General features: G+C 69.6%; 22 protein-coding genes and 1 pseudogene. 11 read left to right on the top strand and 12 right to left on the bottom strand.

Features of this window, described 5'->3' with window-relative positions:
- Positions 1-669: 669 nt before the first annotated feature.
- Together ABZW18_RS14940 and ABZW18_RS14935 are read right to left on the bottom strand one after the other, a co-directional pair.
- Positions 670-1,143: pseudogene (locus ABZW18_RS14940) on the bottom strand (ABC transporter); the annotation flags it as partial.
- 389 nt (positions 1,144-1,532) lie between these two features.
- Positions 1,533-1,862 (bottom strand): hypothetical protein, encoded by a 330-nt coding sequence (locus ABZW18_RS14935; protein ID WP_356187252.1) that lies wholly within the window; start codon positions 1,860-1,862, stop codon positions 1,533-1,535.
- Positions 1,863-2,553: 691 nt separating this feature from the next.
- Here ABZW18_RS14935 and ABZW18_RS14930 point away from each other — a divergent pair.
- Entirely contained in the window at positions 2,554-3,426 is an 873-nt protein-coding gene (locus tag ABZW18_RS14930) for an oxygenase MpaB family protein (protein WP_356187116.1), read from the top strand.
- A 585-nt stretch (positions 3,427-4,011) separates the two neighbouring features.
- On the opposite strand, the gene ABZW18_RS14925 is transcribed toward ABZW18_RS14930, so the two are convergent.
- Genes ABZW18_RS14925 through ABZW18_RS14910 form a run of 4 tightly spaced genes read right to left on the bottom strand, consistent with a single transcriptional unit; the run spans position 4,012 to position 8,858 of the window.
- Complete coding sequence (locus ABZW18_RS14925; protein WP_356187114.1) at positions 4,012-5,160, bottom strand: XdhC/CoxI family protein; 1,149 nt, start codon at positions 5,158-5,160, stop codon at positions 4,012-4,014.
- Positions 5,153-7,315: a xanthine dehydrogenase family protein molybdopterin-binding subunit gene (locus ABZW18_RS14920; protein ID WP_356187111.1), complete on the bottom strand. Its 2,163-nt coding sequence runs from the start codon at positions 7,313-7,315 to the stop codon at positions 5,153-5,155. The genes ABZW18_RS14925 and ABZW18_RS14920 overlap by 8 nt, the downstream gene beginning before the upstream one ends.
- Positions 7,312-8,304, bottom strand: a complete 993-nt coding sequence (locus ABZW18_RS14915) for a xanthine dehydrogenase family protein subunit M (protein ID WP_356187108.1) — start codon at positions 8,302-8,304, stop codon at positions 7,312-7,314. The genes ABZW18_RS14920 and ABZW18_RS14915 overlap by 4 nt, the downstream gene beginning before the upstream one ends.
- On the bottom strand, positions 8,301-8,858 hold the full coding sequence (locus tag ABZW18_RS14910; RefSeq protein ID WP_356187105.1) for a 2Fe-2S iron-sulfur cluster-binding protein: 558 nt from the start codon (positions 8,856-8,858) through the stop codon (positions 8,301-8,303). The genes ABZW18_RS14915 and ABZW18_RS14910 overlap by 4 nt, the downstream gene beginning before the upstream one ends.
- 240 nt (positions 8,859-9,098) lie before the next feature.
- Between ABZW18_RS14910 and ABZW18_RS14905 the strand changes: the two genes are divergently transcribed.
- The 3 genes from ABZW18_RS14905 (at position 9,099) to ABZW18_RS14895 (ending at position 11,875) form a co-directional block, all read left to right on the top strand.
- On the top strand, positions 9,099-9,743 hold the full coding sequence (locus ABZW18_RS14905) for a TetR/AcrR family transcriptional regulator (protein ID WP_356187102.1): 645 nt from the start codon (positions 9,099-9,101) through the stop codon (positions 9,741-9,743).
- A 1,132-nt stretch (positions 9,744-10,875) separates the two neighbouring features.
- Positions 10,876-11,544, top strand: a complete 669-nt coding sequence (locus tag ABZW18_RS14900) for a pyridoxal 5'-phosphate synthase (protein ID WP_356187099.1) — start codon at positions 10,876-10,878, stop codon at positions 11,542-11,544.
- 139 nt (positions 11,545-11,683) lie between these two features.
- Positions 11,684-11,875, top strand: a complete 192-nt coding sequence (locus ABZW18_RS14895; RefSeq protein WP_356187097.1) for a hypothetical protein — start codon at positions 11,684-11,686, stop codon at positions 11,873-11,875.
- Positions 11,876-12,200: 325 nt separating this feature from the next.
- Here the strand turns inward: ABZW18_RS14895 and ABZW18_RS14890 are convergent, their stop codons facing one another.
- Positions 12,201-14,480 (bottom strand): GDSL-type esterase/lipase family protein, encoded by a 2,280-nt coding sequence (locus ABZW18_RS14890; protein ID WP_356187094.1) that lies wholly within the window; start codon positions 14,478-14,480, stop codon positions 12,201-12,203.
- Positions 14,481-14,776: 296 nt separating this feature from the next.
- Positions 14,777-15,475, bottom strand: coding sequence for a DUF4232 domain-containing protein (locus tag ABZW18_RS14885; RefSeq protein WP_356187091.1), 699 nt, complete (start codon positions 15,473-15,475; stop codon positions 14,777-14,779).
- 224 nt (positions 15,476-15,699) lie between these two features.
- Here ABZW18_RS14885 and ABZW18_RS14880 point away from each other — a divergent pair, with 224 nt between their 5' ends.
- Positions 15,700-16,980 carry a helix-turn-helix transcriptional regulator gene (locus ABZW18_RS14880; protein WP_356187088.1) on the top strand — a complete coding sequence of 427 codons (1,281 nt, stop codon included), beginning with the start codon at positions 15,700-15,702 and terminating at the stop codon, positions 16,978-16,980.
- Positions 16,981-17,291: 311 nt separating this feature from the next.
- Here the strand turns inward: ABZW18_RS14880 and ABZW18_RS14875 are convergent, their stop codons facing one another.
- From ABZW18_RS14875 to ABZW18_RS14865, 3 genes are all read right to left on the bottom strand, one after another.
- A complete protein-coding gene (locus tag ABZW18_RS14875; protein WP_356187085.1) occupies positions 17,292-18,257 on the bottom strand; it encodes an alpha/beta fold hydrolase in 966 nt (321 codons plus the stop codon).
- Positions 18,258-18,325: 68 nt separating this feature from the next.
- Positions 18,326-18,637: an EamA family transporter gene (locus ABZW18_RS14870; protein ID WP_356187250.1), complete on the bottom strand. Its 312-nt coding sequence runs from the start codon at positions 18,635-18,637 to the stop codon at positions 18,326-18,328.
- 9 nt (positions 18,638-18,646) lie between these two features.
- The gene (locus tag ABZW18_RS14865; protein WP_356187082.1) at positions 18,647-18,811 is read right to left on the bottom strand and encodes a hypothetical protein; all 165 of its coding nucleotides are present in this window, start codon (positions 18,809-18,811) and stop codon (positions 18,647-18,649) included.
- A gap of 436 nt (positions 18,812-19,247) precedes the next feature.
- Between ABZW18_RS14865 and ABZW18_RS14860 the strand changes: the two genes are divergently transcribed.
- From ABZW18_RS14860 to ABZW18_RS14845, 4 genes are all read left to right on the top strand, one after another.
- Positions 19,248-19,841 (top strand): hypothetical protein, encoded by a 594-nt coding sequence (locus ABZW18_RS14860; RefSeq protein ID WP_356187080.1) that lies wholly within the window; start codon positions 19,248-19,250, stop codon positions 19,839-19,841.
- A gap of 1 nt (position 19,842) precedes the next feature.
- Entirely contained in the window at positions 19,843-20,538 is a 696-nt protein-coding gene (locus ABZW18_RS14855) for a hypothetical protein (protein WP_356187078.1), read from the top strand.
- Positions 20,523-20,732, top strand: a complete 210-nt coding sequence (locus ABZW18_RS14850; protein WP_356187075.1) for a hypothetical protein — start codon at positions 20,523-20,525, stop codon at positions 20,730-20,732. Before ABZW18_RS14855 ends, ABZW18_RS14850 begins: the two co-directional genes overlap by 16 nt.
- A 376-nt stretch (positions 20,733-21,108) precedes the next feature.
- Positions 21,109-21,354: a tyrosine-type recombinase/integrase gene (locus ABZW18_RS14845; protein ID WP_356187072.1), complete on the top strand. Its 246-nt coding sequence runs from the start codon at positions 21,109-21,111 to the stop codon at positions 21,352-21,354.
- On the opposite strand, the gene ABZW18_RS14840 is transcribed toward ABZW18_RS14845, so the two are convergent.
- Positions 21,302-22,750: a peptidase C39 family protein gene (locus tag ABZW18_RS14840; RefSeq protein ID WP_356187070.1), complete on the bottom strand. Its 1,449-nt coding sequence runs from the start codon at positions 22,748-22,750 to the stop codon at positions 21,302-21,304. The genes ABZW18_RS14845 and ABZW18_RS14840 overlap by 53 nt on opposite strands.
- 277 nt (positions 22,751-23,027) lie before the next feature.
- Here ABZW18_RS14840 and ABZW18_RS14835 point away from each other — a divergent pair, with 277 nt between their 5' ends.
- Together ABZW18_RS14835 and ABZW18_RS14830 are read left to right on the top strand one after the other, a co-directional pair.
- Positions 23,028-23,579, top strand: coding sequence for a hypothetical protein (locus ABZW18_RS14835; RefSeq protein ID WP_356187247.1), 552 nt, complete (start codon positions 23,028-23,030; stop codon positions 23,577-23,579).
- A 456-nt stretch (positions 23,580-24,035) separates the two neighbouring features.
- Positions 24,036-25,976 carry an AAA family ATPase gene (locus ABZW18_RS14830; RefSeq protein WP_356187067.1) on the top strand — a complete coding sequence of 647 codons (1,941 nt, stop codon included), beginning with the start codon at positions 24,036-24,038 and terminating at the stop codon, positions 25,974-25,976.
- Positions 25,977-26,002: the final 26 nt, after the last annotated feature.

Raw genomic sequence — 26,002 nt, 5'->3', positions numbered from 1 at the left:
GAAGCTCCGCAGCGCGGTCTCGAGGCCGTCCACGCGGGTGCTCGTCTCTTCCTTCATGGACGAGACGATCGTGCACTTCAGCGCACCCTTGCCGGCGCGGAGCGGGTAGGGGACCTGTGTGTGCGTTCCTTCCTTGAGGGCCGCCGTCAGGGCGAGTCCGCGCTTGTTCTTCTCCCGGGTGAACGTGACGGACGCGATGTCCCGCCAGGGCACCGTGAGCGTGTGCGGGCCGTGCCGCACGGAGAGACCGTCTGCTCCGACCCGCAGTGCCCTGGCCCTCAGGAGCGGCAACGAGACCTTCAGGCCGTAGAGCAGATGCAGCAGTGTGGCGACGAGCGCGTACCCGAACATGGCCGGGGCGCTGCCGAACACCATTCCGGCGAAGAGGAGCAGGCCGTCAATCGTCAACGCCGACACGGCCGGCCGTCGCATACGGCGCCAGAACACCGCGGGGCCCCATTCCTCCACAGCGAACGTGGGGAGGGCCGGCGATTCGTCAACTGGCCGGTTCCGGCGCGGTGCCGGAGCAGGCGCCAGCGGCGTGGTCGTGGCCGTTGAACTCCCTCGCCGCGGGCCGGTGGTCGCCAGGGCATCCGCGCCGGGAACGGCTTTCCGTATGGCCTTCCGCGCGGCTGGAGGCCCGAGGACCGTCGCCGGCTGCTCGTCCGCGACGATGCGGCCTCCCGCGCCGCCGCCGCCGGGCCCCAGGTCCACCATCCGGTCGGCCCCGGCGACCACCCCCGTCTCGTGCTCGACCACGAACATCGAGTTCCCTGCCTCCCGCAGCCGCACCAGCACCTTCAGCAGCGCCTCGGTGTCCGCCGGGTGCAGCCCGGCGGACGGCTCGTCCAGGACGTACACACCCCGAACAGGCCCGACCGCAACTGGGTGGCCAGGCGCAGCCGTTGCAGCTCGCCCGGGGAGAGCGTCGGCGTCGTACGGTCCAGGCTCAGACAGCCCCGGCCCAGTTCGTTGATCACCTCGATACGGGCGACGAGGTCGGCGGAGAGCGTCCCGGCGACCTGCCGTTCCGGACCTTCGGGGAGGTCATCCACCCCGCTCTGCTGCGGCGGGCCGCAGCACCTCGGCAAGACCGGCCAGCGGCATCGCGTTGAGTTGGGCGATGGTCCGCCCGGCTCAGCTCCTCAGTGGTGCGGTGCTGCCCAGGCCATGGCAGACCGGGCAGGCTCCGTCCGCGGTGTTCGGGGAGAAGGCGTCGGAGTCAACCCGTTCGGCGCCCGGGGGGTAGGTGCCCGCGCGGGAGCTCGGGGGCGCCGCGCACCCGTACTCGGTCGGTCTCGCAACAGCACCTTCGCACACGAGTTCCCATCTCGTGTCCTCCGCCGTTGCTCCCACAAGGGCAGTACGACAAAACCCCGACCGGGAAAACCGGTCGGGGCCTTCGTCGTCGGGACGTCGGCGCCCGGGACGCCGCTCACCCGAAGGGTGCGCCCAGCGCCGTTCAACCTCAGCAGCACCCGGACCACCCGTACCTGGCCGAGCCGAAGGCCGGGTGGGGCCGCTCTTCCTGCTCAGGCTCGACGTATCCGCGCAGCCAGCCCATGGCCGATCAGGAGATAGATCATCGCGGGCAGGCCGAAGTTCAAAAAGACCCGCAGCCCTTCGGACTCCATGGTGAAGATGTCTTGGGACCAGCCGGCGAGCCAGCCCGCCAAGCCCTCCACGAAGCCGACGAAGACGTTCGCCTGGTTGGCTTCGAGCACGTACAGCAGGATCCACAGGATGAGGGCGCCGGCGGCGACGTCCGCGATCGTCTGGATGGTCAGGGCGGCGCGGTGCGCTCCTTCACCGTCCCGGCGGCTGCGCCCGTGGTTCCGTTCGCCACCATGCGGGTTCGGCACGGGCGAGGGTTCGTGGGTGTAGCTCACTGGAGCTCCGTTTCTCGTGGATCGCTGGAAAAGGGTGGAAGAGCGGACACGGCCGGGGTAAGCCTCCCCCCACAGGAGACACCCCGGCCGTGATCGTTTACGGGCCTCTTCACCCGTGCTCGCACTCACGTCTGCGCCATACCTTGGAGAATCGTTACGCACCACAGCCCTCGCGTGCGGGAGTGTTCCGCGGCGCCGGGATCTGCGGCGAGCCGGGCGGTGTCGTCTGGCGTAGGAGGGGCAGCTGCCTGCCGCCCCGGCCCGGAACGGGCCCACCCTGTCGATCCAGGTGCCGTCCGTGTCCGCACCCCGCACCCTCATGTCCGGCCTGGTCCTCGGCGAGTCGCACAGCGGGACCCTTTGGTCGGTGCCATGGACATGACATCCACGGGAGCGGGTCCGGCGGGAGCGACGGCAGCTCGACGAGGCGGTGGTCGCCGATCACGAGCGGGACGGCACGAAGAAGGAGCAGGACAGGTGAGACGACGGGCGTCGGTCCGCTGCGCGCGGAGACCGCTCGGCCCCCGGTCGCCGAGCGGGCCGCGACGGACCGCGGCGGACCGCGTTGCACATCGAGGCAGAGCCAGTGCCGCGTGACCTCCTGCGTACAGCGGAGGTGAGGCCCCACCCCCGAGGACCAGGCCTTCGGGAGGATACTTGTGGGGTGAACCTTTCCGCGCCCACGGTCTCCGACCTGCGAGAGCGACTCGGTGGCAGTCTGTTCACCCGCGTTGCGGGCCCCGCAGGTACGGACAACCGTGCCCGCATCCATGACACGCCCGGACCTCGTTGGTTCGGTCCGGACCGGCCCATCCGTACCGTCCATGGCGACGCCTCGATGTTCATCGGGGGTCTGAGAGCCCTGTTGCTTCAATCTCTGCATCCGCTGGCCATGGCCGCCGTCGCGGCTCACTCCGGCTACCGCGGGGACCCCTGGGGGCGACTCCAGCGCACCAGCACCTTCCTCGCCGTGACGACCTACGGCACCGCGGACGACGCACAGCAGGCGGTCGACCGAGTGCGAGCCGTGCATGCCCGTGTGAAGGGAACCACCGGCGCCGGAGAGACCTACCACGCCGCCGACCCGCACCTGCTCGCCTGGGTGCACGTCGCCGAAGTCGACAGCTTCCTGTGCGCCCACAAGCGCTACGGCGCGCATCCACTGGACGCAGCGGGCTGCGACGCGTACGTCGCCGACACCGCACGGGTAGCGGCCGCGCTCGGTGTCATCGACCCTCCCCGTGACCAGGCCGAATTGGCCGACCGACTGGCCACCTACCGTCCCGAGCTTCGCGCCACGCAAGAGGCCCGCGAGGCGGCGCGCTTCATCCTTCTCCGCCCGCCACTGCCCTTTGCCGCCCGGGCCCCCTACGCCGTCCTCGCCGCGAATGCGGTGTCCACACTCCCGCTGTGGGCCCGTAAGCCACTCAGGCTGCCCTACCTGCCAGGCGTCGAGGAAACCTGCGTACGGCTGGCCGGCCACGCACTCACCCGCACCATCCGCTGGGTCATGACACCTCCCCCGGTTCACCCATAACCACCCTGACCTGAGAGACGCCCCCCCTGTGTTCCCCCGATCGGAAGCCTGCCGGAGCAACGAGCGCGAAGACAGTCGTTCCACGCCGCGGCTTGCAGGCCACACCCCCTGAGTGACCACCTCCTCTGCCGGCCACACAGCCCGCACAGCCGTCGGCTTCTGCTGGAGCATCGTCTCCACTACCGCACACCTGAGGTCAACGCGCTGTGTCTCCCCGGTTGCTCCACGCCACCCCCCTCCCACCAGGCTGAAATACCGGGACTGCCGTGCAGTCATCCGGCTTCAAGGTGATGTGCCGCCGTCCCGGGAGCGTGCGGCCGCCGCACGGGAACGACCAGTAGCAAGCGCATCACCGCAATCCCCGCGACGAGCCCGGCCAGTGCCGGCACCGGGTCCAGCGGGGGGCCGTGCCGACAGTTGCCGCCGGGACCCCCGACGGCGCTGGCGATGACGTGCCGGTGGCCGTGGTGGGCGGGAGAGCTGCCGAGGTGCTCCCGGCGTTGCCCGACCGCGACGCGGCCCCGGAAGGAGTCGGGTCCGACGCCCGTCCAGCCGCCGCCAGCGCTCGTCGGCAGCCGAGCCGGGTCACGCCGCCGCTCGGGAGCGGGCCTCGCCCTCCTCCCTCCCGTCCACGTCATGGTGAATGGGCGTCCCCGAACCGGTCAGCGGAACCCCCGTCCCGCCCCGGCGCGCCGCGACGATCTCCGCCGCGATGGACAGGGCGGTCTCCTCGGGGGTGCGGGCGCCGAGGTCGAGGCCGATCGGGGAGCGCAGGCGAGCCAACTCGCGGTCGGTGACGCCGACTTCGCGCAGGCGCCGGTTGCGGTCCTCGTGGGTGCGGCGCGAGCCCATCGCGCCGACGAACGCGACCGGCAGCCGCAGGGCCGTCTCCAGCAGAGGAACGTCGAACTTGGCGTCATGGGTGAGCACGCACAGGACGGTTCGTTCGTCGGTCGCGGTGCGCCGGAGGTAGCGGTGCGGCCAGTCGACCACGAGGTCGTCGGCCTCGGGGAAGCGGACGCGGGTGGCGAAGACCGGCCGGGCGTCGCACACGGTCACGTGGTAGCCGAGGAACTTGCCCGCCCGTACGAGCGCCGTCGCGAAGTCCACGGCGCCGAAGACGATCATCCGGGGCGGCGGCACCCTCGACTCCACGAACAGCGTCACGCCGCCCGGGCAGCGCGACCCGTCCTCCGCGATCTCGACGGTGCCGGTGCGGCCGGTGTCCAGCATCGCGCGGGCCTCCGCCGCCGCCGTCCGGTCCAGTTCCGGATGTCCGTCGAGGCTGCCCTCGTACGATCCGTCGGGGTGGACGAGCAGCGCCTTGCCGAGCAGTTCGCCCGGGCCCCGGGCCACCCGGGCGAGTGCCGCCGCCTCTCCTCGGTCCGCGGCCGACACCCCTGACCGGAACACCGGCGCGTCCGCGCGCACCGGCGTGACCAGGACTTCGATGACGCCGCCGCAGGTGAGTCCCACCGCGAAGGCGTCCTCGTCGCTGTATCCGAACCGCATCCGCACCGTCCGGCGGTCCTGGAGCGCCTGGACGCACAGGTCGTACACCGCCCCTTCCACGCAACCGCCGGAGACGGAACCGATGGCGGTGCCGTGACTGTCGACGGCCAGGGCGGCGCCAGGGCCGCGCGGCGCGCTGCCGCCAACGGTCACGACGGTGGCGACGGCGAAGTCCCGGCCCTCCTCGAACCAGCGGTTCAACTCCTCGGCGATGTCAAGCACTCCGGGCTCCCTCCGCCGGCCGACGCCGGGCTTCGTCCGCCGCCCGCAGGACGCGGTCCGGACGGATCGGCAGGTCCCGGTGGCGTACGCCGGTCGCGTGCCACACCGCGTTGGCGATCGCGGCGGCGACGCCCACGATGCCGATCTCGCCGATGCCCTTGATCCCGACCGGGTCGTCCGGAACGGGGTCGTCCACCCAGTCCGCCTCGATGAGCGGCACGTCGGCGTGCGCGGCGAAGTGATAGCCGGCGAGGTCGGCGCCGACGTGGCCGCCGGAGGCCTGGTCCCTGATCGCCTCCTCGTGCAGGGCCATGGACAGCCCCCAGGTCATTCCGCCGATGAATTGGCTGCGGGCGGTGAGCGGGTTGACGATGGTGCCCGCGGCGTAGATGCCGAGCAGCCGTCGCACGCGCACCTCACCGGTGGTGACATCCACCGCGACCTCGGCGTACTGTGCTCCGAAGGAGTGCCGTTCCTTCTTCGCGAGGGCGCCGATGGCCTCGGCGGTGTTCGACCGGGCAGTGATCCCCTCCGGCGGAATGCCGCCTCCCAGGGCCAGTCGCTCCCGCAGTTCGTCCGCCGCGATCGTCACCGCCCACGCCCAGGAGCGCGTGCCCATCGAGCCGCCGGCGAACATCGCCGGGCCGAGGTCGCTGTCCGCGATGCGCACACGGATGCGGTCCGGGTCCACCTCCAGCGCGTCCGCGGCGACCAAGGTCATCGCGGTCCGTGCCCCGGTCCCGATGTCCGCCGCGTTGATCCGCACGGTGAAGGTTCCGTCCGACTCAGCGGTCACGGCCGCCGTGGACGGGCCGACTCCCGAGGGGAAGGTGGCCGCCGCCGTTCCGGTCCCGAGCAGCCAGCGCCCCTCACGGCGGAGGCCGGGACGCGGGTCCCGGTCCGCCCAGCCGAACCTGCGGGCGCCCTCCTCGAAGCAGGCGAGCACATTGCGACTGCTGAACGGCAGCCCGGACACGGGACCCATCTCGGGTTCGTTGCGTGCGCGCAGCGCGATCGGGTCCATGCCGCACTTCTCGGCCAGTTCGTCGAGGGCGGATTCGAGGGCGAAGGATCCCGGTGCCTCGCCCGGTGCACGCATCCACGCCGGGGTCGGCACGTCGAGCCGTACGAGCCGGTGAAGGGTGTGATGCGCGTCGGCGTCGTACATCACACGCCCCAGCACGGCGCTCGACTCGATGAATTCATGCACGGTCGACGTAAGACTCTGCGCCTGGTGGTCGAACGCGCGCAGCCGGCCGTCGGCGTCGGCGCCGAGTCTGATCCGCTGCGCCGTGGGGCTGCGGAAACCGACGAGGGAGAACATCTGACGTCGGGTCAGTACGACGCGGACCGGGCGCTGGAGGACGGTCGCCGCCATCACGGCGGCCACCTGGTGCGGGCTCATGCCCTTCGATCCGAAGCCGCCGCCGACGTGTTCGGACCGCACCCGTACGGAGGCCGGATCGAGGGAGAAGAGCTGCGCGAGTTCGCTCGCCACCCAGGTGCTGCCCTGGTTGGAGTCGACGACGTCGAGCCGGCCGCCGTCCCAGCGAGCCGTCGCCGCATGCGGCTCCATCGCGTTGTGGTGCTCCTCCGGCGTGGTGTACTCCTCGTCCACGACGACAGCGGAAGCGTCGAGTTGGGCCGCCACGTCGCCCTTCCCCGTCTCGGCCTGGACCATCGGGTTGTCCTCCGGCGTGTACGCACCGGAACGCCCGGCGAAGAACGCGACGTCGTGCGGCTCCTCGTCGTATCGAACCACCAGCGCCTCGGCGGCCTCCCTGGCCTGTTCGGACGTCTCGGCCACGACCAGTGCCACCGGCCAGCCCACGAAGGGCACACGGTCGTGCTGGAAGATCCCGAGGACCGGGTTCGGCCGCCCCAGCATGCCCACATAGTCGGTGTCGACGCGCGGTGCGTTCCCGTGATGGAGCACGGTGAGGACGCCGGGCATGGCCAGGACGGGGGCGTCCTCCACGGAGCGGATACGGCCCCGGGCCACGGTCGACAACACCAGCCAGCCGTGGGCTAGTTCGGCGAAGGGTATCTCCCCGGCGTAGCGGGCGGCCCCGGTGACCTTGTCGCGGCCCTCCACCCGGCTGCGGGCGGAGCCGACGGCTCCCGGCACGGCGGAGATACCGGTCGTCGTGGTCATCGGGCGGCCTCCTCGGTGAGTTCGGTCAGTACGGCCACGACGAGGTTACGCATCAGTGTCACCTTGTATCCGTTCTCGGGAAGCGCCTCGGCGGCCGCCAGTTCGGCATCCGCCGCGGCGGCGAACGCCTCCGCGCTCGCCGGTCCGCCGATCAGCACCCGCTCGGCCGCACGGGCCCGCCACGGTCGGGACGCCACCGCCCCGAACGCGAGGCGCACTTCGCGTACGACATCGTCCTGGACGTCGAGCGCGGCGGCGATCGAGCCGATCGCGAACGCGTACGAGGCGCGCTCGCGCACCTTCCGGTACCGCGAGTGTGCGGCGACCGGGGCCGGCGGCAGCGTGACGCCGGTGATCAGCGCGCCATGCGGAAGGGCGGTCTCGATGTGCGGGGTGTCACCCACTGGCCGATAGAACGCGGCGATCGGCAACTCGCCCGGCCCGTCCGCCGTTTCGTACGAGATGACGGCGTCGAAGGCGGCGAGCGCGACCGCCATGTCCGAGGGATGGGTGGCGACGCAGTGCTCGGAGGCACCGAGGATCGCGTGGTTGTGGTGCTCGCCCGTGAGGGCGGGGCAACCGCTGCCGGGAGCACGCTTGTTGCACGGTTTGCTGAGGTCGGTGAAGTAGCCGCAGCGGGTCCGCTGGAGCAGATTCCCGCCGACCGTGGCCATGTTGCGCAGCTGTCCCGAGGCGCCTGCCAGGACGGCCTGCGCCAACGCCGGGTAGTGACGCCGTACTTCGGGGTGGGCCGCGAGATCGCTGTTGGTGACGGTCGCGCCGATGCCCAGCCCGCCGTCGTGAGTGAACTCGACTCCGTCGAGAGGAAGTTCGCGTACGTCGATGAGCGTCGCGGGCCTCTCCACGCCGGTCTTCATCAGGTCGACGAGGTTGGTACCGCCGCCGAGGAAGCGGGCGTCGGGGTCGGCGCCGAGCAGGGCGACCGCTCCGGAGACGTCGAAGACGCGTGCGTAGCCGAATTCCCTCATGCCGCCGGCTCCTTGACCTCGGCCTCGGCCGCCTCCGCCGCCCGCGCGACCGCCTGCACGATCGACACATAGGCGCCACAGCGGCACAGGTTGCCGCTCATCCGCTCGCGGATCTCTTCGGTGGTGAGCGCAGGCACTCCCGCTTCGGGCCGGACATCGTCGGTCACGGCGCTCGGCCAGCCCGCCGCGTGTTCCTCGATCACCGCGAGGGCCGAACAGATCTGCCCCGGTGTGCAGTAACCGCACTGATAGCCGTCGAGGTCGAGAAAAGCCTGCTGCACCGGATGCAGCCGCTCACCATCGGCCACGCCTTCGATGGTGGTGATCGCGCGCCCCTCGGCCGCGACCGCGAGCTGAAGGCAGGAAACGGCCCGGCGCCCATCGAGCAGCACCGTACAGGCGCCGCATTGGCCCTGATCACAGCCCTTTTTGGTACCGGTCAGATCGAGATGCTCGCGCAGGGCGTCGAGCAGGGTGGTGCGATGGTCGACGGGCAGCGTGTACTTCTCGCCATTGATGTTCAGGGTGATGGCGCTGGACGTCGATGGGGCCATGGTCAGCCTTCTTTCGCATTGCTGATGCGCGTCGAACGAGACGATCCCGGCAGACAGTCCGGGAGGGAGAGGGCGATGCGGGTGAAATGAACCAGTGACGATGGGCACCGGTCGGCCACACTGGCCGGATCTGTCGCTATGGTGGACCTAAGCGGACAGCTGTCCGGTAGTCATCGAATTTACCGGACAGCTGTCCGGTTAGCAAGGCCGGGCTTGGCTGTGATTCCGGAAGGAGGACGAGTGCAGGAACACAAGAGCGCGACTCTGCGCTCGGACGCGCAACGGAATCGCGAGCGCATCCTGGACGTCGCGCTGGCCGAGCTGACGCGGGCTGCGGACGCACCGCTGAGCGCGATCGCGAAGAAGGCGGGCGTCGGGCAGGGGACGTTCTACCGCAACTTCCCCAACCGCGAGGCCCTCGTGCTGGAGGTCTACCGCTACGAGATGCAGCAGGTCGCCGACGCCGCTGTCCAGCTGCTCCGAACCCGCGCACCCGACCAGGCCCTGAGGGAGTGGATGGACCGCCTGGCGCAGTACGCCATGGCCAAAGCCGGCCTGGCCGACGCGCTGCGCAAGACCACCAGCACGTACGGCAGCCTGGCCCAGTTGGGTCACGGCCCGGTGACCCAGGCGGTCACGCTCCTGCTGAACGCGAACGAGGAGGCCGGCACCATCCGCCCGGGGCTGACTCCCGACGACTTCGTGCTCGCCATTGCCGGGCTCTGGCAGATCGACCCGCACAGCGACTGGCGGCCGCGTGCGACGCGACTGCTGGACCTCGTGATGGACGGGCTGCGGGCGGGGGCGTCCAGAGCGGGCGGGCCTGCGACGGACGAGTCCGGGGCGGACGGGTCCCAGGCGGATGGGCCGGGGGGCGGAACCTGAGGTGGGCGGACCTGGGCCCGGAGGGACCTAGCCAGGTGTTCTGTCCACGGAGGTTGGTGACTGTGATCGCTGACGTGTGATCTTGAATGGGTGAGGGCCTTCTGGCTCGCTGTGGATTGCGACATCTACCGGAGACAGGTCGAGGACACCTCCAGCGTGGAGAGGACGTGGTGAAGGCCCGACGGGACAACACTGCGACGCGTCATGGAACCGAACGTGACCAAGTCCGGAGGGCGCTGAACCGAATTGACTCCATGCGCCCGGAGACGATCGGCTGGAGCCGACCTGACTCATTTCCGGTTCCCTCACCCGCCATCAATCGGTTGGGCATGACCGGAATCGAAAGAGCCACGCCCCAGAAACAGGTCGTCGAATTACATGGTCCAGCGTCCCGAAGAGATATAGTGCCCCACACAGATCCGCATCCGATGGGTCGGCGTCCGAGCGAGGCCGCCTGCACAGCTCCCAGTCGCAGGGGCGACTGCGCGTTCCGTACAACAGCCTCTATCGCCCAAGCATGAAGCAGTGACCGCTGCCGCAGAATGACCGAGTGGCAGCTCTGGAATCGATGTCCTGAAGCGTCTTACCCGGAGCGTCAGCACTGTCGGCCTCAAGCCGACACTCTGACCGTGGCGACCAAGGCGATACTCCGGGATGGCTTGACCGGCCGTATTCCTCAGGCTCTCGGGGCCTCCAAAATGGTTCTTCGAAGACTCTGGCCGGAACCGCGGACGGGACGAGCCGTCATTCAGCCTTGAATGCCGAACCTTCAACTCATTGAGGCTTCCATTGTAAATCCGCACAGCGCAGGAGGGCGACTCCCATGTCCAACTGTAGGGACCTTCCGAACGCCCCCAAGGGCGGCCGAACCGGACGCAAGCCCAATTGGCTCCGAACCGCCGGCCTACGCCTGCCCTCCCTCGCTTGGCACGCCGCCCGCGGAGCCGCATACGCAGCAGGGAGCACCGCCTTCAGTCTCCTCGTTCTCTGGTGGCAATCTCAGCACTGACCCAGCGCACCGAGAAACGGCCCGCGGCCACGGCCGGGGCAGACACACATCGGACGAGCGCAGTCAACGGCCGCCGCCGAGTGCGATGGTGCTGATGGCCGCCCCCAGGGTTGGATGGCATCCATGAACCAGGACCAGCAGGCCGCCTTCCGCGAACTCCTGCGCACACTGCGCGTATGGGACTGTGAACTGCCCAGCTTCGATCCGGCTGCAGCCCCCGCCGAACCCCTCCCCCTCTTCCAGCAGTGGCTGCGCGAGGCCGCAGAGGCCGGTGCCCCGGAGCCACACACCATGACGCTCGCCACGGCCGACTCGCAGGGCCGGCCGTCGGTCCGCACGCTGATGCTGCACGACGCCGACGTCCGCGGCTGGCACTTCGCCTCCCACCGCACCAGCCACAAGGGCTGGGAGCTGGCCACCCGGCCCGACGCCGCGCTCGGCTTCTACTGGGCGGCGGTGGGACGGCAGGTCCGCATCCAGGGAAAGGTCACCGCAGCCGGCCCCGAGGAGAGCCAAGCGGACCTGCACCGCAGATCCACCGGGGCGCTGGCGGCCGCACTGGTCGGGCACCAAAGCGAGCCACTCAGCTCCTACGAGGAGCTGGTGGAGGCCTCCGCCGCGGCCTGGGAACGGGCGCAACGCGAACCGGACGCACCGGTGCCGAGCTGGACGCTGTACATCCTGCAGGCGGACGAGGTCGAATTCTTCCAAGGGGACGAGCGGCGGCGCCACATCCGGCTCCGCTACCGCCGCCACGAAAAGAGTTGGATCCGGGACCTGCTCTGGCCCTAGCAAGCCTATGCACACGTTGGTCGGGGGTGTCGGGTCGCGGGCCAGAGACCAATGGCCATGGGAAGCCTCCAAGCGGTCTGTTCTGCATGGGGAGTTGACGGGGAGGGACTACGAACGGTCCCGGAAGGACGGTCAGGCGGTGTGCGAGCGAGCTCTCGCTCGAGGCGAGCACGTCAACGAGGCGGTATCCGGAACGGTGATGTCCGTTGCCGTCGCCTGGCTGTTCACTCGCACGCTTCTGAGCGGCGCAGCGCCCAGCACCGCAGAACAGGAGCGCTTCGTCTCCGACGTCCTGCTGCAGGTGGTCACGGGCACCCCCAGCGACTCTTGAATGCCGGACGCGCATCGCGTCCCGCTTCCCCAACCCACCGCCCCGGCCCGGCCCCACGCGCTCCCCCCGCGCTCCCGTACGCCGGGAGCACTGTCAGGAGCTGACACGTGCGGCTGTGCAGGCCGCGGCAGCCCAGGACCTGCGGCTCGCCGTCGCGGATGCCGAGGCCGGCCGAATCGCCCAGTATCTTGCTGGGGTACCGGAGTTGCTGCGCCGCTCCCGTACGGTCGCCGCGGCCGCGCCACCAGGTGGCCGAGCGCATCATCGTGGTGGGCGGGGCAGGGCTGCCCGGCCGTGCGGCCGGGCAGCCCATCCGATCTGGTTCCTAGGCGGGGTCCCCGCCTCGGTTGAGGTACGCGTCGACCGAGCCGTCGCTACCGACGACCAGGTAGTCGTCACGACCGTCACCGTCCACGTCGCCGAATCGGACGTTATTGGCCCTGGCGACGCCCGCGGCGGTCCGGCCGCGGGGCGCCCATCCTGGCGTGCCGTCCGGCTTGTCCCCGCCTTTGTTGATCCAGACGTCGACCGCGCCGTTGTCGTGCAGCGCCCAGTAGTCGTCCTTGCCGTCACAGTCGTGGTTGTGCAACCGGAACCGGGTGGTGACGTCACGGGTCACGCCCTGGGCGATCTTCCCCAGCGGCACCCAGCCCGCCGAGCCGCCCTGGTCGCCGCCCGTGTTCTCCCAGGCGTACATGGCACCCATGCGGAGGGTGATGCCGGCGTCGACCACCACATAGTCGTCCTTGTCGCTACCGGCCACGTCGCCGAAGATCACGAGGCCGTTGGTGGCCTCGGCTGTGCCCTTGGCGAAGCCCTTGCGCACCGACCATCCCGGGGTGCCGTCCGGCCGGTCGCCGCCCTCGTTGATGTAGGCGTCCACCGCGCCGGTGGCTTTGTCGACGACCAGATAGTCGTCCCTGTCGTCGCCGGCCACGTCGCCGAACTCGAGTCTGTGCTTGGACGGGTCCAGGCCGAGGCCCTTGGCGATCCGGCCGCCCGGCTGCCATCCCGGCTTGCCGTCCTTGTCGCCGCCCCGGTTGTACCAGACATCGACCGAACCACCTTCACCGATCGACAGGTAGTCGTCGAGGCCGTCACCGTCCATGTCGGCGAACCCGACGTTGTGCTCGGGCTCGGGCCTACCGACACCGGCCGCGAACTTCGTCCGCACCTCCCACCGGCGCTGGTCGTCGGTGCAGGACGTAGGACCGCCGCCGGACGGGGCGGTGATCAGGTCTTGGAGCAGCGCCGCGGCGATGCCGCCGAGAAACGCTTTGCCGATCTTGGTGTAACCGGAGTCGTTGGGATGCAGGTCGTCGTACATGTAGCTCGTCTGGAGGAATCCGTCCATGTCGACCAGTACGACCTTCTTGCCGGCGCTTCGTTTCGACTCCACCAGCGAACGGACCCGGTTGTTGTAGTCGTCGATCCGAGCCTGGTCGCCGGCGTCCGACTTCACGCGGATGGCCGTCGCCACCACGACTGTCACGCCCGGTGCGTCTTTGTGGATCTGGTCGATGAGAGCACTCAATTTGGGGGCGGCCACCTCACCCGGCTCGTTGTCGCGCGCCACGTTGTTGGTGCCGGCCATGAGCGTCACGAGGTTCGGCCGGAGCCTAGGCAGCGACGTTGCCAGCCGCTCGGCGACCTGCTCGATCCGGTTGCCGCTTTCGGCTTCGTGGTCAGAGTCGGGCATGTTTCCGTTCTGCCGCGACCCCACCATTTTCAGGGACCGTTTGGAAATCGGCGACCACGCCACATTGATCCAGTCCAGCAGGCCGCGGTAGAGATCGTTCCGGTACCCGTTTCCGTCCACGCTCCGGAAGCCTTCACTGATGGAATCGCCGGCCACCGCCAGCTCGAATCCGGGCAGTTTCACAAGATCGGCCGATCCCCGGATCGCGCCGATCCACGTCGCATCGTGGTCCGACTGGGTACGAGGAATGGAAATGCGCGTGACGGCGGGGTTCTGCACCGCCGACGACGAGACGAAGTAGTCGTACTCCCGCCGACTCGGCCATCGAGTGGGGAGTCCAGGATTGTAGACGTGGACGCCGTTCGGGAATGCCGTCTCATTCATCAGATTCGCCGGAATACGGTTGAAGTCGGCGCCGACGGTAAAGCTGTGTTGGCTGTTGCCGTTGGCGTCCACCCCTCCCCAGGTGCGCACGGAGTCACGAATCTGAGTGATCATCGCCGACGAGTCATTGGGACTGCCGCCGCGGGAACTTGCGTGCCACGTGAAGTACCAGTGGTCGCCGAACCGGGCACCGAGCGCAGCCCGCCCGCCCTGATTCGGAACCACCCGCAGCTCATCAGGCGTCCCGTTCGTCACAATCAGGGTGTTGACCCGGCCGCCATTCGTCGGGTTCTGATCGGTCTGCAGATAGTAGACGTCGTACGGCCCCTCGGGCCGGCTGCTGGTTCCCGGGTTCCACGTTCCTTGGGTGATCCGATCACCGTCTGCCGTCACATAGGCTGCTTGTGAAACGGCGCTGCCAGGTGGTGTCGATCCCGCCTCCTGAAGAAGCGCGATCTGGGCGCCGCCGTTCATGAACTGTCTGAGCGAGGCCCACTTGCTGCCGTCGCCCTGCCCGTCCATGTTCCATGTGACGATCGGAGTGGTCGTCAGCGGCCGATCGTCGGCGCGGGCGTGGGTCGGTGACACCAGCGACAGCAGACCTGCCATGATCGCCAGGACGGCGATCAGAGATAACTTTCGGGCATGTCTCAGTGCGGACAAAATCGTCCCCCTTGATGGACTTCATTCCGGGTGTGAGATGCACATAGGGCTCCTCGGGATGCTCGGCGTCGCCGACGTCACACCTGCCACGACCCGGCTGCACCGGCGCAGCGGTGAGTGAACCCTGGTGATCCGTCAGTGCTGCCGGGCATCCATCAGTGCTGCAGGGCGTCTTCGGCGTCCGGCACCCAGTACGTGACGCGTAGCGCATCGTCGACGTGGACGCCCTGGGCGGGCAGCCCGGGGTGGGCGGCCGGACCGATGCCGTTGTTGCGGGCGTCGAAGAAGGAGACCGCGAGGCTCTTCGCAGTGGAGCCGTGGGAGCCGCTGCCGTCCGCCGCTGAGAGTCGGACGCCCGCATAGCCGGATTCACCCGGCTCGAGCGTGGTGACCGCCTGCGGCTTGGTCTCTGCGAACGCCGGGGGGACGGACTGGGCGTCGTCGAACCGCACGGCCGGGAAGCCGTAGAGGGCGCAGTTCTTGGAGCCGGTGTTGGTGGCGGTGATCAGCAGGTGGTTGAGGGGACGTGTGACCGGCCGTGCGGTGACCTCGGTGTTGGCGCCGGTGCACGGGACACCGTTGGCCGCGGCATTCGAACCGGACGTACCGGTGGTGCCGGTGGTGCCGGTGGCGTCCGAGGAGTCGTCGGAGGAACCGCTGGACTCCGCGGGTGAAGACGAACCTTGCGCGCCCGCATTGGGGTCCGCACCTTGGGTCTTTGCGGGCTGTGACGAGGGCGCGGCGGCACTGTTCCCGTCTCGCACGCCCTGCCCGTCTTGGCATGCCGTCAGCGAGAGCGCCGCAACCACGACGGTTGCGGCGGTGGTGAACAGGCGGGTGGCGTAGGCAGACATGGCTGATCCGATCCGTTGCAGGGTGGGTTTCGGGAAGGGCCGCTCAGCCGGTCGCCGGGCGGCGTGCTTGGATGACCGCAGCTTGTGCCGCACTTCGTCCCACCGGCTGCAACCGGCCGTGACTAAGGGAGGCTCGAACGTTCGCACCGGCTGTGACCTGGGGGAATGACCCTCACCTCGAATGCTCGAATGGGATGGGAGAAGCGATGGGGGCGGCTGAGGAGATGGCCACTTTCGGAGCGCTGCTGCGAGAGCTCAAAGACCGTTCCGGGCTGAGTTACGGCACGCTCGCCAAGCGGCTGCACATGAGCGCCTCCACACTGCACCGCTACTGCAACGGCGAAGCGGTGCCCAGCGAGTACGCCTCCATGGAGCGATTCGCCCGACTGTGCAAGGCCACGCCGGAGGAACTGATCGAGGTCCACCGGCGGTGGGTCGTGGCGGACGCGGCGCGGCAGCAGGAGCGCAAGCCGGCGGGGACAGCCGGTGGAAAACAGCCCGGGACCTCGCCGGGCGACGGACCCGTCATCGAGCCGGAGTCAGTGCCGGATAGCGGGTCGGCCATCGATGTCCCCACAGTCCCGTCCGAACGCTGGCACCGCCCCGGCACGCCCCGGCCCGCCTCAACCGGACGCCGTGCCTTATACGCCGCAGCCGCCCTGGCCGTCCTCGTCGCATCCGCCGTGCTCGCCACGCCCCTGCTCCCCGAGGGCGGCGAGGACAAGCAGACAGTGGGCGCCGAGCCCACCGCCGACGACCCCGCCCGGGAGTTGCCGCGCCCATCCCCTTCGTCGCCCGCCTCCGCCAGTGAAAGACCCACCGCGTCTCGCACGGCGGCCGACCAGTCCTCACCGTCGGCGAGCAACACGGTGACCGCCCCCGCAGGCTCGCAAGCGCCGGTCCCCCTCACGGTGGCCACTCGGCCCTACGCCTGGGAGGACCCGTGCAGTCAGCGCTATCTGATCAACCGTCCTCCGGCCGAGGTGCCGCCGCCGCCCACCGAGCAGGACGCCCCGGGCTGGGTGCACGCGCTGGGCGGCGTCTCCGCCGAAAGCCAGCGGCTCGAACTCACCGTCCAGGGCACCGGCAAGGACACCGTGGTGCTGCAGGCCATGCACGTACGGGTGGTGCGAAGTAAAGCGCCGCTGGCCCACAACGCCTACGGCATGGGCTTCATCGGCGTCGGCTGTGGCGGTGACGTCTCCACCCAGTCGTACGCGGTCAACCTCGACGCCGGCCGTCCGCAGATCACACCCAAGTCCGGGCAGCGGGACTTTCCCCACAGAGTCAGCGAGACCGATCCCGAGGTCTTCTATGTCACCGCCCGGACGACCTCTCATGATGTGAGCTGGTATCTGGAGCTCGAGTGGTCCAGCGGTGGCCGCCAGGGAAGACTGCGCATCGACGACCAGGGCAGGCCGTTCCGCACCAGCAGCCTCAGCGGCCGCCCCCAGTACGGCCACCCGCTGGACGGCAGCGAATGGATCCCCCACAAACCCGGCTAGGCGCCCCGACAGCGCAACACGGCGAGGACGACCCAGACCCCTCGAAGGAACCAAAGAACGGCCACGCTGATCGCAGCGAACACGGGCTTGTTGACTCCGCCGCTGGGCAGCTTCTCCACGACCAGGCGGATGCACGACCAGGCGGATGCACGACCAGGCGGATGACAGTGCCTTGATGTCAACCCAGCTCAGCCGACCTCGACTGACATGCGGAGGTCAGCTCGTGCATGGCTGAACACATGAGGTTGTACGCAGACACCCGTGCCCGTGAGCGCGGCCCATGTCAGGAGTTCTCCCTGGCATCGGCCGTATCAGGAGTTCTCCCTGGCATCGGCCGTAAGCGACACCACAGCCTCGGTCAAGGCGTCGACGGCCTCCCAGTTGAGCATGTGCCCGGCGTCGGGCACGGCGACCAGTCGGGCACCGGGTATGCCCGCGGCGAGCCGCCGCGCGTGGGCGGGCGGCGTGGAGCGGTCGGCCGAACCGACCACCACGACGGTCGGAACCGTGATCTCGGCCAGGCGCGGGTAGCGGTCCTCCGCGGCGAAGGCCCGGAGAACCGGCGGGAGCGGGGTGTGGTCCTGCCGCAGGAAGACGTCACGGAATACCGAGATCATCGCCGGGGACGGTCGCTTGCCGCACTGGGCGGCGCCGAACAGGACGCCACCAGTCCGTGTGCGCGCCCAGCGCTGCAGGACGCCCGCCTTCAGCAGGGGGATCTGCAGCCGGTTCTGCGGCGCCCCCTGGTAGATCTTGCCCGCCCAGGTCGCGACCAGGACCAAGCCGCGCAGGCGGCGGACAAGTTCGGGGTGATCCAGCACCGCGCGGATCGCGATGAATCCGCCCATCGAATGGCCGACCAGCACCCCGTCGCGCACGTCGAAGTGCTCCGCTACGGCGGCGTAGTCCTCCGCCATGGGCCCGGAGCCGGCGCCGTCGCGGCCGAGCGTGGACTGCTCGTGGCCGCGCTGGTCGAAGGCGATGACGCGGTGACCCGCCGCGCGCAGGCCCTGCCACAGCAGGTTCCATTCCAGCAGCGAGGCGCCGTAACCGTGCGCGAGGACGATCGTCGGCCCCTCCCCCGCGACCAGCGCGCGCAGCACCGTCCCGTCCGGCCGGGGGATGAACACCTCCTCGCCCTCGGGCTCACGTGCGAGCCGCTCCCGCGGGAACGGATCGGGATTCCCTTCGATGCGAGCGGCAGCCGCCCGCGCCGCCGACACGCCCGCGGCACCCAGAACGGCGAGGGCAGCGCCCCCCGCGAGTAAGCCTCTCACCGCAATGCCTTCCCCTGGCCCAGTAACTCCCATTGGAATCTTATGCTCACATGACAACTGCACGGCTACTACGGCCATATTGGGAAGGGTCGTGTCAGCCACGGCCACCGCGGCGCGGGCCCGCTTCGGCAACGAGACTCCGCCCGCCGTCGCTCCTCCGGGCCTGGCCCATTCGGCCCGTGTCCGCAGCCGCCTCGCCGCGCTTCCTCCCGCCGGACCACCGCCCCGGCGCTCGCCGCGCCCACACACGCCAGAGCCGCCCACTGCACGGTGTTCAGGTGTTCGTCCAGGACCAGCACTCCCGCAAGGCCCGCGCTCGCAGGTTCCAGACTGGTCAGCACGCCCACTGTCCGCGCCGGCAGCCGCCGCACGGCTGTCAGCTCCAGCGACTACGGGAGCACGGCCGAAAGCACCGCCACCACGGCCCCGGTCAGCAGCATCTGGGGGGCGAGGAGCTCGGCCCCCTGATCCACTACGCCGAGCGGCACTGTCAGCACGGCCGCCCGAGCCACCGCCAGGGCCAGCGGACCGCCTCCCGTGCTGCGGGCTCCCACCTTTTTTGCTCAGCAGCAGGTAGGCGGCCACGGATGCCCCCCGCGGCCAGGGCGAGAAGCACCCCCGGAGAGCGGGAAGCGGGCGCCGTGCGGGGAGTTGAAGAGCCACACTCCGCATCCGGCCAGGACAGCGCAGCCCGCGTCGCGGAGGCGGCGAGAGGTGAGCAGTGCGAGTGTGACCGGGCCGAGGAGCTGGAGGGCGCTGGCCAGTCCCAGGGGCAGGAGGAGCAGCGCGGGATGGATCAACTGGCAGGCCCGCACATACTCCTACCCCTTCGGCAAGTCCGAAGCGCGGACAACCAGACTCACTTCGCGCCTTCGACGCTGGGCCAATTCGGTTCGGCCAAGGGCGTGTTGTTCTAGGCTGAGGGGTCTGACACGCGCGCCGCATCGGGGGACGAGCATGATCGTGCAGTGGTGCATCAAGGGGTTGTCGTTGCCGAGTGATAACGAAGCCCGGAGGCTGATCGACAGCCAGGACGGTCTCGTGAGCCGCTGGTGGCTGAAGCACAACCCCCTCCCACTCAACCAGGTACCGGGCAAGCTCACCGAGCAGAATCTGAATCTGCATGTCAACCACTTCGAGACGATCGACCCGACCACCGGGCTCCCGTTCTGCGAGGAGAGCCCCTTCATCTCCCTCGCGTGCGGGACGGTGGAACGAGACGCGATGGCAAAGACCAACTTCGTCCACACCGCGCGCCACACGGCACTGTGGTTCGGTACCCGCTTCGGTGCCGAACGAGTGGCCTACCTCTACACATGCTGGGTCATTCTGGCGCCGCGCTCCGCGGTGGAGGTGCAGGGTGTCGCCGAAGAGATCCGAGACCTGAACACCTACCGCAGGTACTCGCCGTATCAGACCGAGGGCGAGGTGACCGCCAAGGTCAACGTGCCCGCCAATCAGATCCGCAGCTGCGAGAAATGGGTCTGGGACCGTCCAGCAGGGGACATGCAGCGGCAATGGGAGTACCTGAACACCGACTTCACCGAGCCCGAGGCGTTGAGCAATGTGAGGGAGCTGATCTGAGATGGCGACTTCGCCGTTGGATCCCTTGCAACTGTCCCGGTATCAGGTTCGCATCGCGGCGGATTTCCACGAGTCCTACGCGGAACTCGTTCTGCGGGAAGCGGAGTCGGTCCGAAGGGAAGAAGGCCCCCGACGGGAGCCCCCAGCCGCCTTCGTCGAAGCAGCGTCAGCCTACCGGCTGGCGGGGCAGTGGCGTCTGCTGATCGATCCGGCTGGGGCTCGTGGCCCGCTCCTGCGTGCCGCCGATCTGCTCACTGCCGCAGGGCTCGCGTTCGGAGCGTTTCTCCGGGCCTCGGTGGAACCGGCCGGTGTCGAACCGTTCACCCGTAGCGCCTGGATGAGGCGGCTCGTCCAGCACGGCAGTGTGGCGGACACGATCGGCCGGGAGGAGGGACCGGCGGACGACCTGCTGGGCCACGCTCAGCAGCAGGCCTATCTGCTGCTGGCCTGCGCCGCGCTGAACAGGCCGGGATACGGGGAAGCCGAAAGGCTCGCGAGTTTCGCGGCGGAGTCCCCTCACTTGAGGGGGGTGGTTCCCATGGGCTCGCTGGGCATGCCGGTCCGCATGTTCTGGAGCCTGGCACTGAATCTCCTCGACCGGCACGACGATCGGGCGGCCTCGTCCTATCTTGCGACTCTGTCCGAGCTGTCGCGGCGTACGCCAGGACGGTCGATCTCGCCATGGCGAATACGCTGACCTGGGACAAGGCGGCAGCCCCCATTGATGTCGCGGATCTGGATGTGATCGGCACGATGGCGTTGGGCGTGCGGCGCTTCGGCCGGGACAGGATGAGCGATCTGCTGGGAAGCGTTGTCGAGACACTGCCGACCGTCGCCCGGGTTCCCCTGAACCTCGGGATGGCAGTCGCTCGCGATGACAGGGAGGACTGACCCATGAAGGACGCGGGCGTTCAGATCGACGCCCTGGCGGGGCTTGCCTGGCCCCTGTTCGCCTCCGCGCTGTCGACACATCAGTAATCGATCAAACGCACACAGCGTCGCCTTGTGGTCCGTAGCTTGCCAACCGCCACTCTCCGAGGCCCGCACCTTGTCGGTGAGGCCACCGGCCCGCATGGTGCGTACGCCCGTTGTCTCCACCTCTCCGGCCACTGCTCACGGCACAGTGAGGCTATGAACACAGACGACCGGAACCTTCGCCCGGGCACGCAGAGCGACATGCTTCCAGGCCAGCACCTGGACGGGCGCGGTCGTCGAGCAGCCCAAGCGGGAGCGGCTGCGCCTCCCCGTCCGAAACCAATCGGGAGGCATGATCCATCCAGACCCCATCCGGAAATCGTGGGCCACCGTGACCTTGAGCAACGGTGTTCCCATCCACGAGCTATCCCGCTGGATGGGGCACAGCTCTATCAAGATCACGGTGGACACCTACGGCCACCTCGCCCTGGACGGCAGCGACCGCTGCCGTCAGGTCGTCGACGCCACCTTCGGGGCGCACATGCTCAGCGGATCCCCAGCTCCTTCAGAACCCGGTGCTGACTTGGTGATGGCTTAGCAGGCCAGTAGAGGTACGCGACGCCTCCCGTACCGCTCTTGACCTTGCCATCCGCCCCGTATCGCTTCGTCCGCAGCCAGATATTTTCAAACTGGCGCCTCTTGTAGACGTTTCGGACCGCGTCGTTGGTGTCGCTCGCCGGGTCGTTGGCGATCACGTTGCCCGCGCGCGTGAAGCCGACGATGCACATCAGATGGCCTGCCGTGCCGTAGCCCGCGCCGTCGAGTTCCGGCTCCAGGAAGGACTGGGACGTGATGACCGGAATTCCGGCGCTGATCAGCTTCTCGACGTCGCCCAGCGAGCCGAGGCGGGTGACGATGCCCTGCATGTCGCGGTACGTGGCCGCGTAGGCCGCGTTGAAGGCCCAGTTGCCGCAGCCTTCGTACTGGTAGTCGAACGTGAAGCGCGCCGCGTGGCAGACCTGCGGGTCGGCGAAAGCCGGGTTGACCCACGCCAGGTCCTTCTTCGTGGGCTTGCGGCCCCAGTATTCGACGATCATCTGCGAGGAGGTCGGGCTGCACCAGGCCTCGCCGCCGTTGTCGTACTCCGGGTACTGGCCCTTGTGGATGTTCTGCGAGTAGCGCGGGACCTTCAGCTCGCGCCCCGCCCCCTCCCCCGGTTTCGACGCGGGCACCGTGAAGCGGTCCGGGACGTCGGAGGCCATCGCGCCGATCCGCCACACCTTCGGCGTAGCGCCGCTGCCGGGCTTCCGGTAGAGCGTGAGACGCAGCCGGTACGAGGCGAGGCGCAGGCCGCTCGCCGTGTCGTCGATGGAGAGGGTGTCGGTCCAGACGGTGCTCTTGCCGTCGGTCTGGTCGTCCAGCGAGGTGCGCTTGATGTCCGCGTCGCCCGACGCCCACCGGCCCAGCACGTACCACGGCGTGTTCTTGCCGTCGGTGTACGTGCCCCGGAGCTCGACCTGGAGCCAGGTGCCTGCCGGGGTGCTCGCGTTCCAGGAGGCGACGACCTCGCTCGCGGGTGTGGCGAGCTTCCGGACCGGGCCGGTCCACGTGGCATAGGCCCAGCTGGCGGTCTTGCCGGTGTGCGGGTCGGGGTAGTCGATGCGGCCGGCCGGGCTGTCGATGACGACCCCGGGCCGGGAGCCGGCCACGGCGCGGGTGCCACGGGCCGTGCCGCCGCGCCAGTCGGCGTATGTGGTCCAGCCGTGGTAATCCACGCGGGCGACCCCCTTCCCGGAAACGGAACCGGAACCGGAGCCCGAGCCACCGCCGGAGCCTGAACCGCTGCCGACGACGGCGCCTGCGGCTGCGTCTGTTGCCGTTCCCGTGGTGGACGCGGCCGGAGCGGCGAACGCGGAGGGCGCCGACGCGGCCCCCGCCGCTGCCGCCAGCACGGCGGCCAGCACAGTGCGCCGGGGTGGGGTGGGTCTGATCATGGTGGGTGGACCCCCAGTCGTGATCGAGTCGTCCGGAGAGGTTGCAGGTGCACGACAGCTGCTCAACTATCGCCTCTCGGGACGCGCTTCGGCCAGAGCCCACGCGGGCGTCCCCGTACCAATATTGGTCAGGACCACTGACGTGACCAGGGGCGTGACCAGGGACGCGACGGACGGGGCCCGTAGGGTGAGCCGAGTGGACCGTCCGAATCCGCCGACACCGCCCAATCCGCCGACTCCGCCCGCCCCGGCCGCTCTCGGCGCACTAGCCCGGCGGCTGCGCGCCCTGCCGCCGTCCTGCGGGCCGGTACGGCTGGTCGCCGTCGACGGCCACGCCGGCTCCGGCAAGAGCACCTTCGCCGCCCGTCTTTCCACCGCCCTCGGCGGCGCCCCGGTGCTGCACCTGGACGATCTCGCGACGCACGACGAGCTGTTCGAGTGGACGGACCGGCTCCGCGAACAGGTCCTCGCCCCGCTCTCCCTCGGCAAGCCCGCCCGCTACCGCACATACGACTGGGTCCGGCGCCGCTTCACCCACGAGGAGCAGCTTCCGCCCGCCCCCGTCGTGCTCGTCGAGGGCGTCGGGGCCGGGCGCCGGGCCCTGCGCCCGCAGCTCGCGTGTCTGCTGTGGCTGGAGGTGCCCGAGCACACGTCCTGGCAGCGCGGCCGACTGCGCGACGGACCCGGCCTGTCCGGATTCTGGGACGGCTGGGTGGAAGCCGAGCAGATACATTTCGATACGGACCCCTCCCGGCCCTACGCCGACCTTCTGGTGCGGCAGGGAACCGAGGGGTACGTGGTGCTGCCGGGGCCTTCTGCGACCGCATGAACGGCCCGCCTGTTCACCGTGAGTGAGCGATCGGCCCGCGGCACATATCCCACCTTCGCAGGACACCGGACGAGAGCCTCAACTCGGCTTGACCGGGGGGCCGTACAGGTCTTACGTTCTGGATGTGCGGCCTTCGTGACCGCCCTCAGACGCGAAGCCCCCGGTTGTTCCCCCGTGATCGGGGGCTTCGTTCTGCCCATGATGAGCGTTTTCCGAGCGCACCCCGCCGTCGATCCCTCACCCTCGGTCACCACCCCGTCCGCGGCCCGGCGGCTGACCGGATACCGGTCGCCTCCCTGATCGTCAGCGCGCCGCACCTCGGCCACCGGCGACGACGCAGGTACGATGCGTGCGGGAGGCACGGCAACTCCCGTCCACAGCGCGGCGGTTCGGAAAGGCAGCCGCTCGGCACACGCCCGGCGGCACACCACGGGGGCACGGTTTGTGGGGGACGTGATGGACATCGGCATGCAGGGCTCGGACGCCCCCGCCGATCTGGCCTGGCTGCGTGCCGTCGACGCCTACACGATGGGGGCGTACGCGCACGCCGAGGAGGAATTCCGGGCCGCGGTCCTGATCGACCCGGGGATGGCCGACGGATGGCTCGGCCTGCACGCACTGCGCGTCGACACCACGACCGCGCTGCTGCGTATGTACCGCCACAGGGAGCGCTTCGGCGAGCAGCGGGCCCGCCACCGCCGTCGGCTCAACTCCTGGTACTGGTTGGGATGGTGGGTGCAGCCCGTCCTGGAGAGCCCGCGCGACCTGCTGCTCGCGCATGCCTCCCACTGGCTCGACGGGCGGCACGTCCCGGAGCTGGACCGGGCGCTGGCCGGCTGCCCGCCCGTGGACACCGACCCGCAGGTGCGCTTTCTGCACTCCTGCCGCGCCTATCTCGTCAAGGACTGGGAGCAGCTCGTACGCCACACCGAGCCACTGCTCGACGACCCGCTGCTGGGGATCGAGGCGGGGCTGTTCGGCGGCATGGCCCGGGTCCGGCTGGAGATGTACGGCCAGGCGGAGCCGCTGCTCTCGGCCGCTCTGATGCGCTGCCGCAGCGAGCAGCCGCAGCGCAAGGAGCTGCGTTACTGGCTGGCCCGCGCGCACGAGGGCACCGGTCGCAGCGCCGCGGCGCTGCCGCTGTACCGGGCCGTCCACCGGGTCGACCCGGCCTTCATGGACACCGCCGCCCGGCTCGCCGCGATATCCGAGGGGGACGGTCTCGACGAGGCCGGGGACCTGGCGTCCGTCTCCCTGGCAGGCATCGGACAGGATGCGATCGACGCGACGACCGACCCCGATCTGCTGTCCCCCGACAGCGGCGCCGACGGCCGCGAACTGCCGACCGTCCCGGACCCGGACGAGCTGGTTCCCGGTATGGCCCCGGTGGACGCCGACGCCGTACGCGAGAAGGCCGTCATCCCCGTGCAGCCGTCGCCGTCACAGCTGCCGGCCGGGCCCCCCGATCCCGTACTGCTCCAGCAGGCGCTGGCCGAACTGGAGCGGATGGTCGGTCTGGAGCCGGTGAAGCGCCAAGTGCGCGCGCTGTCTGCGCAGTTGCACATGGCGCGGCTGCGCGCCGGGCAGGGCCTGCCCGTCCAGCCGCCGAAGCGGCACTTCGTCTTCTCGGGCCCGTCCGGGACGGGCAAGACCACCGTGGCCCGCATCCTCGGCCGGGTGTTCTACGCGCTCGGGCTGCTCGGCGGGGACCACCTGGTGGAGGCCCAACGGGCCGATCTGGTGGGCGAGTTCCTCGGCCAGACGGCGGTGAAGGCCAATGAGCTGATCGATTCGGCGCTCGGCGGAGTGCTCTTCGTCGACGAGGCGTACAGCCTCTCCAACAGCGGCTACAGCAAGGGCGACGCCTACGGCGACGAGGCCTTGCAGGTCCTCCTCAAGCGCGCCGAGGACAACCGCGACCGCCTCGTCGTCATACTCGCCGGCTATCCGGAGGGCATGGACCGGCTGCTGACCACCAACCCGGGGCTGGGCTCCCGCTTCACCACCCGGGTGGACTTTCCCAGTTACCGTCCGCTGGAGCTGACCAGGATCGGCGAGGTGCTGGCTGCCGAGAACGGCGACTGTTGGGACGACGAGGCCGTCGACGAACTGCGCAGCATCAGCGGGCATGTGGTCGACCAGGGCTGGATCGACGAGCTGGGCAACGGCCGCTTCCTACGCACGCTGTACGAGAAGAGCTGCGCCTACCGCGATCTGCGGCTGTCGGGATACAGCGGCGTCCCGACCCGCGAGGACCTGGCGACGCTCCGGCTGCCGGATCTGATGCAGGCGTACGGCGAGGTGCTGTCGGGCGGGCGGGCCGCCCCCCGCCCCCCCCCCGGCGCCCCCCCCCACGCCGAACACCCCCAGAACAAAACTCCCAAAAAAAAAAAATAAAAATAGCAGGAGGTATAAGCAATTAT

It is taken from the genome of Streptomyces sp. NPDC004647, from assembly GCF_040609575.1.
GTDB lineage: Bacteria > Actinomycetota > Actinomycetes > Streptomycetales > Streptomycetaceae > Streptomyces.
This window is presented reverse-complemented; position numbering and strand designations above follow the sequence as displayed.

What these genes read in the sequence shown, in the direction of transcription:
- ABZW18_RS14910 (WP_356187105.1), bottom strand. Translation starts at nt 8,858, where the DNA reads ATGGCCCCATCGACGTCCAGCGCCATCACCCTGAACATCAATGGCGAG.
- ABZW18_RS14845 (WP_356187072.1), top strand. Translation starts at nt 21,109, where the DNA reads ATGATCCATCCAGACCCCATCCGGAAATCGTGGGCCACCGTGACCTTG.
- ABZW18_RS14890 (WP_356187094.1), bottom strand. Translation starts at nt 14,480, where the DNA reads ATGGACGGGCAGGGCGACGGCAGCAAGTGGGCCTCGCTCAGACAGTTC.
- ABZW18_RS14850 (WP_356187075.1), top strand. Translation starts at nt 20,523, where the DNA reads ATGGCGAATACGCTGACCTGGGACAAGGCGGCAGCCCCCATTGATGTC.
- ABZW18_RS14920 (WP_356187111.1), bottom strand. Translation starts at nt 7,315, where the DNA reads ATGACCACGACGACCGGTATCTCCGCCGTGCCGGGAGCCGTCGGCTCC.
- ABZW18_RS14855 (WP_356187078.1), top strand. Translation starts at nt 19,843, where the DNA reads ATGGCGACTTCGCCGTTGGATCCCTTGCAACTGTCCCGGTATCAGGTT.
- ABZW18_RS14915 (WP_356187108.1), bottom strand. Translation starts at nt 8,304, where the DNA reads ATGAGGGAATTCGGCTACGCACGCGTCTTCGACGTCTCCGGAGCGGTC.
- ABZW18_RS14840 (WP_356187070.1), bottom strand. Translation starts at nt 22,750, where the DNA reads ATGATCAGACCCACCCCACCCCGGCGCACTGTGCTGGCCGCCGTGCTG.
- ABZW18_RS14830 (WP_356187067.1), top strand. Translation starts at nt 24,036, where the DNA reads ATGGACATCGGCATGCAGGGCTCGGACGCCCCCGCCGATCTGGCCTGG.
- ABZW18_RS14880 (WP_356187088.1), top strand. Translation starts at nt 15,700, where the DNA reads ATGGCCACTTTCGGAGCGCTGCTGCGAGAGCTCAAAGACCGTTCCGGG.
- ABZW18_RS14900 (WP_356187099.1), top strand. Translation starts at nt 10,876, where the DNA reads ATGAACCAGGACCAGCAGGCCGCCTTCCGCGAACTCCTGCGCACACTG.
- ABZW18_RS14885 (WP_356187091.1), bottom strand. Translation starts at nt 15,475, where the DNA reads ATGTCTGCCTACGCCACCCGCCTGTTCACCACCGCCGCAACCGTCGTG.